This window comes from Rhodanobacter sp. UC4437_H4 (genome assembly GCF_052978425.1).
Genome location: NZ_CM129673.1, coordinates 2,784,533 through 2,796,636, shown reverse-complemented (window position 1 = coordinate 2,796,636; position 12,104 = coordinate 2,784,533). Strand labels below are relative to the sequence as shown.

Sequence of the window (12,104 nt, the reverse complement as noted above, 5' to 3'; positions counted from 1 at the left end):
TACGCCTTTGCCGCCGGATGACTTCGCATGTTCGAGCTCGAGACCCCCACCTTCGCCAGCAAGCAGGAGCACTATGAGCACCTGGTGCAGCAGGCGCGCGGCCTGCTGCAGGGCGAGCCGGACCTGATCGCCAACGCGGCCAATTTCAGCGCGCTGGTCTACCACGGCCTGCCGCAATTGAACTGGGCCGGGTTCTACCTGTTCGACGGCACCGAGCTGGTGGTCGGCCCGTTCCAGGGCAAGCCGGCATGCATCCGCATCGCGCTCGGCCGTGGCGTCTGCGGCACCGCCGCGAGCGAGCGCCAGACCCAGCTGGTGCGCGACGTCAGCACGCACCCCAACCACATCTACTGCGACTCGGCCTCGCAATCGGAGATCGTGGTGCCGCTGGTTCGCCGCGATGGTTCGCTGCTCGGCGTGTGGGACGTCGACAGCCCGGTGACCGATCGCTTCGACGAGGACGACCGCGCCGGCATGGAAGCGCTGTGCGCGGTGTTCATGGATGTCGTCACGCCCTGATCGGTTCGCGATGACCCGGCGCGCGTGACCGCCCGCCGGGCGCGGTCGCGCGCCGCTTGCCCGCCCGTCGTCATGGCGCTCAAGCGCAATCCCCCCGTGCCGCTAACGATGAGGGGCCCGGCGATTTGCCGAATCCCGGCGTTGCCGCTCGGTGCGCCTCGCGAACACTCCACCCGTAGCCATGAACAAGAGACTGCCCACGCCAAGCGCCGGGTTCACGCTGGTCGAGATGATGATTGCAGTCATCATCATGGGGCTGCTCGTCGCCATGGCGATGCCGATCTATGCGCGGTACGGCAACCGCGTCAAGGCGAATGACGTCGCCGCCTTCATGACCACCACCTCGCTGGCGCTGGAGACCTACCACGCCCAGTCGGGGACCTATCCCGCCACTCTGGCCGAGATCGGCATCAGCGAACCGGCGCTCGATCCATGGGGCAACCCGTACCGGTATCTGCCGATCGACACCGACCCGCCGCCCAAAACGGGCCAGGTCCGCCGCGACCGGAACATGAATCCGATCAACACCGACTTCGACCTGTACAGCACCGGACCGGATGGCCGTACGCAGACCCAGTTGACCGGACGCTTCGCGCGCGACGACATCGTGCGCGCGGGCAACGGCAGTTACATCGGCACGGCGCAGGATTTCTAGGCGCGACGATGCGCATTTACCTGCCCGGCAAGGTCAGTCGACGCCTCACCCTGCAGTTTCTCCTGGCCGCACTGATCCCCATGAGCGGCATGGCCTGGTACGTCTACCACGAGGTCAGCGCGCTGCTGCTGGACTCGGCGTACCAGCAACTTCGGGCCGACAGCAAATCGTTCGGCATGAGCCTGATCGAGCTGCTCAACGCCCGCGCGAGCGACCTTCGAAAGCTTCCCGCCGAGCACATCGGCGACGCATCGGCGGCAGCGAAACTCGGTTTCAGCGCGACCTCGCTGCAGCCCTCGCGCGACTTGACGGCGCCACAGCAGGCCCGCCTGGCGCGCGGCAAGAGCATCCTGCGAATGGCCGCCGGCCACCCCGTGCAATTGCTGGTTCCGTCCGCGTCCCGCAGCCAAGTCCTGGTGGGCGAGATCGCGACCGCTCCGCTGTGGCGCAACGACTCCGCACCCGAGCGCTACTGCATCCTCGATGCCGACTACGTCGCCCTGTTCTGCACGCCCGGCCTCGCCCCGCTGGACCGGCACATGCTGGAGTCGGCGCTCGGCAACGGCACCGGCGGCACCGTGCCATGGCATGCCTCGGGCGAGGACCTGCTGGTGGGGCTGTGGCGGCTCAAGTTTCTGCCCGCGCTCGACAGCCCGGGCTTCGTCGTCATGCAGGCCACCTCGCGAGCCGACGCGCTGCGCCGGCTGGAGGATTTCCGCCATCTGTTTCCGATCATCGTGCTGCTGGCGCTGGCCGTCGCCGCGGCGCTCGCCATGCGCCAGATTCGCCACCAGATGAAGCCGCTCGACCAGCTGACCGGACTCACCCGCCGCCTCGCGGCCGGCGACCTGACGGCGCGCCTGCAACTGGCCGGCAACGACGAGTTCGCCGAACTGGGGCGCACGTTCAACGACATGGCGATGAACCTGGAATCGCGGTTCCACATGCTCGCCCTGCTGAGCGACCTCGACCGCGCCATCATCAGCGCCTCGCGCATGGAGCATGTCGCCAGCGAGGTGCTCGGCCACATCCGCAAGGCCATCCCCAGCGACGGCGCCGGCCTGCTGGTGCGCGACGGCGAGGCGGGCTACTACCTGCTGACGCGCGACTCCGCGCACGCGGGCGGTTGCCTGCGCACGGCCACCGCCAGGTTCGGGCTCGACGCGCTGAGCCACGCGCAACCGGCATGCATCCTGTCACCAGCGCATCTGCCGGAGGAGTTCCTGCGACGGCTCGGCTCTGCGCTGCCCGCGCACCTGCTTGCGTTCCCGATCCGCCATGACGACTGCCTGCATCAGGTGCTGCTGCTGGCATACCTGGACTTGCCCGAGCCGATCGACACCGCCGTCCGGGGTGGCCGGGCACTTGCCGACCGCATCGGCATCGCGCTGTCCAGCCTGGCGCAGGAGGAAAGACTCCATCACCAGGCCCATTACGATGCACTGACCGACCTGCCGAACCGGGTGCTGCTGCGCGAGCGCTGCGAACAGGCCATCGAGCGGGCGCAACGCGAGCAGACCGCCGCCGCGCTGATCCTGATCGACCTGGACAACTTCAAGCAGGTCAACGACACGCTCGGCCACGCCAGTGGTGACCAGCTCCTGCTCCAGTGTGCGACGAGCCTCCGGCAGCAGTTGCATCCGGACGACGTGCTGGCCCGCCTGGGCGGCGACGAGTTCGTCGTGCTGGTGCAGGATCTGGTGCGCGGCGAGGAACACGCGACGCTCGACCGCCGGCTGCGTGACTTGCGCGCCGCCTTGGCCGAACCGATCACCGTGAGCGAACACCAGATCAACACGCCCGCCAGCATGGGGATCGCGTTGTACCCGGCGAACGCCAGCCAGTTCGATGAACTGCTGCAGATGGCGGACGCCGCCATGTACAAGTCCAAGCGCGGACAGCCGGGCGGCTTCCAGTTTTACTCGAGCGAGTTCACCCGCACCTCGAAAATCCATTTCGACCTGACCCAGGAACTGCGCAAGGCGGTCGAGAGAAGCGAACTGGTGCTGCACTACCAACCGAAGATCGACGCCCGCACGCGACGGATCGTCGGCGCCGAAGCGCTGGTCCGCTGGCTGTCGCCCACGCGCGGCCTGGTCCTGCCGGCCACCTTCGTGCACCTGCTCGATGAAATGGGCCTGGGCGCATGGCTGGGCGAGTGGGTGCTCGATCGGGCCTGCGCGCAGATGCGGCAATGGCAGGACGACAACCTGGCGGCGATCCCGGTCTCGATCAACATGTCGCCGGTGCAATTCGAACGGACGTCCGTCGTGGAGCGGGTGCAGGCCGCCCTGGGGCGCTACCGGCTCGACGTCGACCGGCTGGAGATCGAGATACTGGAGGCGACCGCCGTCAACGACTCGCACAAGGTGCGGGAATCCCTCGTGGCGTTGCGCGCCGCGGGCATCGGCGTCGCGCTCGACGATTTCGGCACCGGTTACTCCTCGCTGGTCTACCTGACCCGCATCCCGGCCAACGTGCTCAAACTCGACCAGGCCTTCATCCGCGGGCTTTCCGGCGATCCGCGCCAGCAGGAAATCGTCAGGCACATCATCGCGCTGGCCAAGACGCTGGCTTACAGCGTGGTGGCGGAAGGCGTCGAGGAAGAAACCCAGCTCGCGCTGCTCGTCGCCATGGGCTGCGACTACATCCAGGGCTACCTGATCGGTCGCCCGCTGCCACCGGACGAATTCGCCGAGCGCTGGCTGCGCTGACGGCGGCCCCTGCGGGAGCGCCGGCGCGCCGCAGGTCAGGTCGCCGCGCGCGGCTGTCGCAGCAGGTTCGCCACCGCCTCGCGCGCTTCGTCCACGCCGGTGCCGGCGGAGGAGGAAAACACCTGCGCGCTGGCGTGCAGCCCCTCGGCGGCAAATTGCTTGCGCAGGGCGGCCAGCGCCTGCGTGCCGGCACCCCGCGAGAGCTTGTCGGCCTTGGTCAGCAGCACGTGGCAGGGCAGGCCGGTGTCGGCGCAGAACTGCAGCATCAGGCGGTCGAACTCCTTCAGCGGATGGCGGATGTCGACGATCAGCACCAGGCCGCGCAGGCTGCGGCGACGGTGCAGGTAGGCGTCGATCTCCTGCTTCCAGTGTTCGCGCATGTCCAGCGGCACCTTGGCGTAGCCGTAGCCGGGCAGGTCGACCAGGCGCCGGTCGGCGCCGGCTTCCACCGGCGCCGCGGCGGCCTCGCGCGGCGACGGCAGGCTGAAGGCGACCATCTGCTGGGTGCGCCCGGGCGTCTTGGACGTGCGCGCCAGACCCTTGTGATTGGTCAGCGCATTGAGCGCGCTGGACTTGCCGGCGTTGGAGCGGCCGGCGAACGCCACCTCGGCGCCCTCGTCGGCGGGCAACTGGCTGAGGCGGTGCGCGGCGAGCATGAACTGCGCGCCCTGGAGGGGATTCGGCATGGGAGCGGTTTGACCAAGGTAGGATGGCACGGGATAATTCTGCGGTTTCTGCCCACCGCTTCGTTCCGGTGCGCCGTCGGCAGTGTTCGCAAGTCTCTCGGGAGTCAAGTGTATGAGTTTTCGCTCCGCTGGTTTTCGGCCCGCCGCGTTCGGGTCCGCCCTGGCTCTCGCGCTGGCGCTCTCCACTACGGCCGTGATGGCCCAGGAGGCGCCGGCTCCCGCCGCCGCCGCGAGCGCCCCGGCGCCGGCAGCAGCGCCGGCCAGCGTGGCCGAAGCGGCGGTCAAGCCGGGCGACGCCGCCGCCGGCCAGGCCAAGGCCGCGGTCTGCGGCGCCTGCCACGGCATGGACGGCAACTCCGCCGATGCGCAGTACCCCAAACTGGCCGGGCAGAGCGAGCAGTACATCGTGCGCCAGCTGACCGATTTCAAATCCGGCCAGCGCCAGAACCCGATCATGCTGGGCATGGCCACGCCGCTGTCGGTGCAGGACATGCACGACCTCGGCGCCTATTTCGCCAGCCAGAGCTCGCGCCCCGGCGTGGCCGACCAGGCGCTGGTCGAGCAGGGTGAAACGTTGTTCCGCCAGGGTGACAGCACGCGCGGCATCCCGGCCTGCATGGCCTGCCACAGCATCGACGGCCGCGGCAACCCCGGCGCGATGTATCCGCAGCTGGCCGGCCAGCATGCGCAGTACGTGGAGGCCACGCTGAAGGCATGGCACGACGGCGCCAGCTGGGGCACCGATACCCGCTCGCAGATCATGCCCGCGATCGCCGCCAAGCTGGACGCCAGGGACATCGCCGCGCTGGCCAGCTACATCGAAGGCCTGCACCCCGCCGAGAGCAAGCCTGCGGCGGCCGCCACGCCCTGACCGCCCGCGCGGCGCGTCTCCCGTTTCACCGATTCGAGGTGGTCATGTTCAAGCGTCTTCCGATCCTGTGCGCCGCCCTGCTCGCGCTTGCCGCCTGCAGCCATGACAAGGGCGAACCGGCCGCCACGCCGGCCCCCGCCAGCACGGCAGCCGCGACCTCGGTGACGCCGGCCGCCCCGGCCAGCACGCCGGCGCCCGCCAGCACGGCAGCCACCGCCACGGCCACGCCCGCCGGCGACGACAACAGCGCGCCCGCGCCCGCCGAAAGCGCCGCGACCGCCGCCGCCCCGGCCGTGCCCTTCGTCGACAACGGCAAGTGGGTCGAGGGCAAGAACTACTTCCTGATCGACCCGCCGCAGCCGACCAGCCACCCCGGCAAGGTCGAGGTGACCGAGGTGTTCTCCTTCGGCTGTCCGGCCTGCAACGCGTTCCACACCACCGCCGACCAGATCCGCAAGAGCCTGCCCGCCGGCGCGGTGATGAATTACCTGCCCGCGGCGTTCCGCCCGGACGAGAACTGGGTGGTCTACCAGCGCGCGTACTACGCCGCGCAGGCGCTGGGCCTGGCCGAGAAGAGCTACGACGCGATGTTCGACGGCACGTTCAAGACCGGCGAAATTTCCACCTACGACCTCAAGGGCAGCGGGCTGAAGCCGAAGGAGGCCTGGCCCACGATCGAGGACATCGCGCAGTTCTACGCGCAGAAATTCGGTGCGGACCCGAAGGAATTCGTCGCCGTCGCCAACTCGTTCTCGGTCAACACCAAGATGAAGCGCGCCGACGACCTGATCAAGGCGTACGGCATCGACGGCACGCCCTCGATGGTCGTCAACGGCAAGTACCGCTACGGGCCGAGCACGGCCGGCGGCTATGCGCAGACGATCGAGCTGACCCAGTGGCTGGTCGCCAAGGAACAGGCCGGCAAGTAAGCCGCCGGCGCCATCCGCGTGGAGAACGACCCGATGTTCAAGCGATACGCCCGCCTGCCCGTCCTGGCCTTGCTCGCCAGCCTGCTGCTGGCCAGCGCCTGCACCGCGCAGCCCAGCGACCCGGCGCCGTACGCGGAGGGCACCGACTACGTCACCCTGCCCGCCCCGCACCAGCGCTACAGCAGCGAGGGCAAGGTCGAGCTGGTCGAGGTGTTCTCCTACGGCTGCATCCACTGCGCGGAGTTCGCGCCGGATGCCGAGAAGCTGCGCAAGGAGCTGCCGGCCGGGGTCGAGTTCAAGCTGCTGCCGGCGCCGTTCAACCAGCAATGGGTGCCGTTCGCGCGGGCCTATTACGCGGCCAGGCAGCTGGGCGTGGTCGAGCGCACCCACCTGCAGCTGTTCGTGGCCAAGTTCGGCGAGCATTACCCGATCAACTCGATGGACGAGCTGGCCGATTTCTACGCCCGCGAAGGGGTCAACCGCGACGAGTTCATGCGCATCGCGATGGCGCCGGAAACCACCGAGAAGATGAAGCGCGACCTCGACCTGCTGCGCACCTGGCAAGTCGACGGCACGCCGACCCTGGTGGTCGACGGCAAATACGTCGTTGCCACGGTGCGCTCGCACGAGCACATGCTGGCGGTGGCGCTGTGGCTGGCCAAGCGCGAACTGGCCGGCAAGTAGCTCCCGCCAGGCGGCCCTGCGCGGCGGCGGATCGCGCCGCCATCGTCGCGTTCACGCGGCGGCGCGCATGCTGCAGCTCAGGCGGGTGGCCAGGCCGGCTGCTGAAGGCATCCGCTCCCCTCTTCTGCCGCGTGCTGCCATGAACCGTGCCGCCACCCCTGCCACCGCACCTGCCGAGCGTCGCCTGCGCCTGCTCAGCTGCAACATCCTGGCCGGCGCCAGCGTGGCACATTACCGCGACTACCTGACCCGCAGCCTCAACGCGGTGCTGCCCGGCCGCAGCAAGATGGACAACCTCGACCGCCTGGCCGAGGTGCTGGCCGGCTTCGACGTGATCGGCCTGCAGGAAGCCGACGCCGGCAGCCTGCGCTCGGGCTTCCTCAACCAGACCCGTTACCTCGCCGAGACCTCCGGCCTGCCGTTCTGGAGCCACCAGCCCAACCGGCCGGTGGCGCGGCTGGCGCATTCGGCCAACGGCCTGATCAGCCGGCTCGAACCGACCTCAGTGATGGATTACCCGCTGCCCAGCCGCATCCCCGGCCGCGGCGCGCTGCTGGCGCAGTTCGGCGAAGGCGAAGACGCGCTGGCGGTGATGATTGCCCATCTTTCGCTGAGCGCCCCGGCGCGCGCGCGCCAGCTCGGTTTCATCGCCGAGCTGCTGCAGGATTTCCGCCACGCCGTGCTGATGGGCGACCTCAACACCGAACCGGGCAGCGCGGAGATGCGCCAGCTGTTCAACAAGAGCAGCCTGCAGCCGCCGGCGCAGCCCACGCCCACCTTTCCCAGCTGGAAGCCGCGGCGGGCGCTGGACCACATCCTCACCTCCGAGGCGATCCAGCTGGAGAAAACCTGGACGCTGCCGCAGGCGTTCTCCGACCACCTGCCGGTGGCCGCGGAAATCCGCCTGCCCGCCGGCGTCGGCGGCCGCAGCACGAAGCGGAAGCACCGATGACCTCGCTGCCGTGGCGCGCGGCGGCATGGTGGCTGGCGCTGCTGGCAGTGGGCCTGGGCGCCACGGCGCTGCGCTTCGGGCTGATCGAATCCAGCGCGATCGGGCAGCTCTGCGGCAGCGGCCACGGCCCCGCGTGGTGCACGCTGCGCACGTGGCTGGTGCTCGGCTTCCTGCATCACGTCTACGGCACGCTCGCGCTCATCGCGCTGCTGCCGGCGTGGTTGTTGCGGCGCCTGGCGCTGGCCTGGCTGGCCGCGGCGCTGGGCGTGTTCGCCATGCAGTTGTACGGCGCCGAGGCCGGCGCGCTGGCCTTGCTACTGGGCAGCCTGCGCCTGCTGCGCCTGCAGGCGGACGCCCGCGCGCCACGCATGCCAGACCGGCCAGGCAAGCAGCAGGTTCAGCACCAGCCATGACCACGCGGTCGGGTTGAGCCCGGCCTCCTGCGCGACCACGACCACGCCCAGCAGCGGCAGGCACGCGGCAAGGAAGCGCTGTTCCAGCGTGGGCCGCGCCCGCTCGCTCGCGCGGGACAGCCACCCCGCCAGTGCATGGCCCACGCACGGCAGCGCGAACAGGCCCAGCGGAAAATCGCGATAGCGCCCGTCGACCACCAGCAGCAGGCCGTAATACGCCAGCGCGAACAGCCACAGCGTGCGCCAGCCGCCGGGGCCACCCGGCCGCGGCGTGCCGGCCAGTCGCCCGGCAATCCAGCGCGCCAGCCGCAGCGCGGTGAACACGGCCAGCACGCAGGCGGCCAGCGAGATCGTCCACTCCCACGGGTTGCGGCAGGCAAACCACATCTGCCGGCACTGCCAGGCGACGGCGCCGCCGCTGGCCACGCCGGCCAGGCCCAGCGCCAGCCGTTCGCGCCAGCCGCTCCGGCGACGTCGCCATGCGCCGGCCAGCGCGAAGATCACGCCACCGAGCGCCGCGGCCAGCCAGCCCAGCCACCAGCGCGCCATCTCGACCACCGGCCCGGTCATCGCGAATTTTGGCTGCGCCTGCGCGTCGAAAATGCCCCAGTAGCCGCCCACCGTGCCTTCCTGCGTGCGCTTCCACGGCTGGTCGAACGCCTCGATCACGTTGTACGGCAGGCCGGTTTCCTCCGCGTAGCGCAGGAAGTCGCGCAGGTAGCGCGCCTCGTCCACCACGCTGGCGCTGGCCGCCTGGCGCGGGCGGCCGGCGCTGGGCCAGCCGGTCTCGCCGATCATCACGCGCCGCCCCGGAAACGCCGCGCCCACCTTCGCGTACACCGCCGCCACGTGCTGCACCGCCCGCTCCGGCGGCACCGGCTGGTCTTCCCAGTACGGCAGGATGTGGATGGTGAGGTAATCCACGGAGGCAGCCAGCTCGGGATGGCGCAACCAGAACTCCCACACGTCGGCATAGGTCACCGGCTCGGGCACCGCCTCGCGCACACGCGCCAAATCGGCCGCCAGCTGCGCCGACGACAGCTCGCCGCGCAGCAGCACCTCGTTGCCGACGATCACCGCACGCACCACGTCCGGGTAGGCGCGCGCCGTGGCGATGCCGAGGCGGATCTGTTCGGCATTGGCCTCGGGATCATGTCCCAGCCAGATGCCCAGCAGCACCTTCATGCCGTAGCGCCGGGCGATCCGCGGTACCGCGCTGAGGCCCTGCCCCTGCGAGTAGGTGCGCACGCAATCGAAGCGCTGCGACAGCGCGCGCAAGTCCGCGTCGACGCGCTCGGCGCTGACGAAGGCCGAGGCATCCAGCGGCGACTCGCCCGCCAGCCGGAACGGTGCATACGACACGCAGGCGATGCGCGAGGTGGGCGCATCGGGCAACGCCACCGGCCGGCCGATCGCCCACCAGCCGTACAGCGATGCCAGGGCTGCCAGCAGCAAGGCCAGCCACGCCAGAGGCTCCCGACGGACAACAGGCGCAGCTTCGGATGACATGCGGCAAACCGTGGATGGCGACGAATCAGCGTGCCAGCTTAGCAGGGCGCGCCATGTGTTCACCCGGTCCACACAAGCGGCCGCGGGCGTTCCACTACACTGCAGGCAGATCGAATCGCGGAGTACGCATGCCTGCTTTCACCTCTCCCCGGCTGGCACGCGCGGGCGGCCTGCTGCTGGCCGGTGCCTGCCTGTTCATCGGCCTTGCGCAGGCCACCGAGCCGACGCCGGCGCAACGCGCCACGTTCAAGCAGGCCTATGCGGCGGCCCAGCAGGGCGACGACTGGCGCGCGCTCGCCGGCACGCTGCACGACTACCCGCTGTATCCCTACCTGCAGGCGGCGGCGCTGGAGCACGACATCCGCACCGTCGACCGCGCCACCGTCGAGGCCTACCTCGCGCAGTATCCGGACTGGCTGCCCGCCGCCGACCTGCGCCGCAGCTTCCTGCGCGAGCTGGCGCGGCGGCAGGATTGGAGCGGTTTTCTCGCCCTGTACCAGGCGGGCCTTGGCGACACGCTGAGCTGCGACGCGCTGCAAGCCAGGCTCGCGCAAGGTGCCACGCTGGATTTCGATCGCGATCTCGCCGCGCTGTGGTCGCAGCCGAACCTGCCCGACGCCTGCGACCCGGTGCTCGATGCCGCGCAGCGCCAGGGCCTGCTCACCGCCGCAAGGTTGTGGACGCGCATCGACCGCGCCGCCGACGCCGGGCAGGCCGGCACCATCGCCAGCCTGGCGAGCTGGTTGCCCGCCGCCCAGCAGGCCGACGCGCAGCAGCTGGCGCTGGCCTTGCGCGACCCGGCCGCGGCGCTGGCCAAGGCCCTGCAGTGGAGCGACACGCCGCGCGCGCGGCAGGCCGCGACGCTGGCGCTGGTGCGACAGGCGCGGCGCGACGTGGACCGCGCCGACGACGCGTGGCGGCAGTTGCAGCCGCATTTGACGTTCGACACCGCGCAGCGCAACGACATCCTGCGCGCGCTGGCGCTGTTCCACGCCACCGACTTCGACGACGACGCGCTCGCCCGTCTCGTCGCGCTGCCCGCCGCCGCGCAGGACGACAGCACCCGCGAATGGCGCGCGCGAGTGGCGCTGGCGCGGATGAACTGGCCGGCCGTGTTGGCGGCGATCGCGGCGATGCCGCCGTCGCTGCAGCAGGGCGACGAATGGCAGTACTTCCGCGCCCGTGCGCTCGCCGCCACCGGCGATGCCGCAGCCGCGCAACGGCAATACGCCGCGCTGGCCGGACAGGCCACCTACTTCGGCTTCCTCGCCGCCGACCGCCTGCATCAGGACTACGCCATCTGCCCGCTGAGCCTGGCCGACGATCCGCAGCGCGAGCAGCAGTTGCTGGCCCGCCCCGCCCTGCAGCGTGCGTTCGAATTGTTCGCGGTGGACCTGCCGCGACTGGCCCGGCGCGAATGGAACCGCGCGCTGCAAGGCACCGACGCGGCCACCCAGCGCCTCGCCGCCGACCTGGCCAACCGGCGTGGCTGGTACGACCGCGCGGTGTTCACGCTCAGCAGCGGCGACGCGCTGCGCCTGTACGACCTGCGTTTCCCGCTGGCCAGCCAGGACGGCCTGGTGCCGCAGGCCGAGCAGGCCGGCATCTATCCGGCATGGGCGTACGCGATCCTGCGCGCCGAGAGCGCGTGGATGAGCGACGCGCGTTCCGGCGCCGACGCCCGCGGCCTGATGCAGCTGCTGCCGGCCACGGGCGCGCTGGTGGCGCGTGCCGCCGGCCTGCCATGGAACGGCGCTGCCAGCCTGTACGACCCGGTGGTGAACATCGCGCTGGGCACGCGCTACCTGGCGCAGATGGCGCAGCGTTTCGACGGCTCGACCTGGCTCTCCAGCGCGGCCTACAACGCCGGGCCGAACCGCGTCGACGTGTGGCTGGCCGAACGCGGCACGCTGGCGCCGGACCTGTTCGTCGCCACCATCCCGTACAAGGAAACCCGCGAATACGTGGCCCGCGTGATGGCCTTCAGCGTGATCTACGACTGGCGCCTCAACCAGGCGGTGGTGCCACTGGCGCGGCGCATGGGCGCGATCGGCCAGCCGCTCGCAACCCCGGGCCCGGGCACGCCGCGTCGCGTGGTGCAGTGCCCGGCGGAGGCGCCGGCGGGCAGCGCTTCGACGTCGGCACCGGTGTCGAGCACACGCTGATCGCCGC

11 protein-coding genes are annotated in these 12,104 nt (G+C 70.5%); 9 read left to right on the top strand and 2 right to left on the bottom strand.

What is annotated here, in order from left to right; translation table 11 throughout:
* The first annotated feature begins 27 nt into the window (after positions 1–27).
* From ACVCL3_RS12735 to ACVCL3_RS12725, 3 genes are all read left to right on the top strand, one after another.
* On the top strand, positions 28–519 hold the full coding sequence (locus ACVCL3_RS12735; RefSeq protein WP_395120402.1) for a GAF domain-containing protein: 492 nt from the start codon (positions 28–30) through the stop codon (positions 517–519).
* 181 nt (positions 520–700) lie between these two features.
* Positions 701–1,174: a prepilin-type N-terminal cleavage/methylation domain-containing protein gene (locus tag ACVCL3_RS12730; RefSeq protein ID WP_447101482.1), complete on the top strand. Its 474-nt coding sequence runs from the start codon at positions 701–703 to the stop codon at positions 1,172–1,174.
* An 8-nt stretch (positions 1,175–1,182) separates the two neighbouring features.
* On the top strand, positions 1,183–3,888 hold the full coding sequence (locus tag ACVCL3_RS12725; protein ID WP_447101481.1) for a putative bifunctional diguanylate cyclase/phosphodiesterase: 2,706 nt from the start codon (positions 1,183–1,185) through the stop codon (positions 3,886–3,888).
* Positions 3,889–3,923: 35 nt separating this feature from the next.
* Here ACVCL3_RS12725 and yihA read toward each other — a convergent pair whose 3' ends face one another.
* The gene (gene yihA / locus ACVCL3_RS12720) at positions 3,924–4,574 is read right to left on the bottom strand and encodes a ribosome biogenesis GTP-binding protein YihA/YsxC (protein WP_447101480.1); all 651 of its coding nucleotides are present in this window, start codon (positions 4,572–4,574) and stop codon (positions 3,924–3,926) included.
* Positions 4,575–4,686: 112 nt separating this feature from the next.
* Here yihA and ACVCL3_RS12715 point away from each other — a divergent pair, with 112 nt between their 5' ends.
* The 5 genes from ACVCL3_RS12715 (at position 4,687) to ACVCL3_RS12695 (ending at position 8,423) form a co-directional block, all read left to right on the top strand.
* Complete coding sequence (locus tag ACVCL3_RS12715; protein ID WP_447101479.1) at positions 4,687–5,445, top strand: c-type cytochrome; 759 nt, start codon at positions 4,687–4,689, stop codon at positions 5,443–5,445.
* A gap of 44 nt (positions 5,446–5,489) precedes the next feature.
* A complete protein-coding gene (locus ACVCL3_RS12710; protein ID WP_447101478.1) occupies positions 5,490–6,374 on the top strand; it encodes a thiol:disulfide interchange protein DsbA/DsbL in 885 nt (294 codons plus the stop codon).
* A 33-nt stretch (positions 6,375–6,407) separates the two neighbouring features.
* Positions 6,408–7,058, top strand: a complete 651-nt coding sequence (locus ACVCL3_RS12705; RefSeq protein ID WP_447097902.1) for a thiol:disulfide interchange protein DsbA/DsbL — start codon at positions 6,408–6,410, stop codon at positions 7,056–7,058.
* A 139-nt stretch (positions 7,059–7,197) separates the two neighbouring features.
* Positions 7,198–8,010, top strand: a complete 813-nt coding sequence (locus ACVCL3_RS12700) for an endonuclease/exonuclease/phosphatase family protein (protein ID WP_447101477.1) — start codon at positions 7,198–7,200, stop codon at positions 8,008–8,010.
* Positions 8,007–8,423, top strand: a complete 417-nt coding sequence (locus ACVCL3_RS12695) for a hypothetical protein (protein ID WP_447101476.1) — start codon at positions 8,007–8,009, stop codon at positions 8,421–8,423. The genes ACVCL3_RS12700 and ACVCL3_RS12695 overlap by 4 nt, the downstream gene beginning before the upstream one ends.
* Here ACVCL3_RS12695 and ACVCL3_RS12690 read toward each other — a convergent pair.
* Positions 8,325–9,932, bottom strand: a complete 1,608-nt coding sequence (locus ACVCL3_RS12690) for a glycoside hydrolase family 17 protein (protein WP_447101475.1) — start codon at positions 9,930–9,932, stop codon at positions 8,325–8,327. The genes ACVCL3_RS12695 and ACVCL3_RS12690 overlap by 99 nt on opposite strands.
* A 128-nt stretch (positions 9,933–10,060) precedes the next feature.
* Here ACVCL3_RS12690 and ACVCL3_RS12685 point away from each other — a divergent pair, with 128 nt between their 5' ends.
* A complete protein-coding gene (locus ACVCL3_RS12685) occupies positions 10,061–12,097 on the top strand; it encodes a transglycosylase SLT domain-containing protein (protein WP_447101474.1) in 2,037 nt (678 codons plus the stop codon).
* Positions 12,098–12,104: the final 7 nt, after the last annotated feature.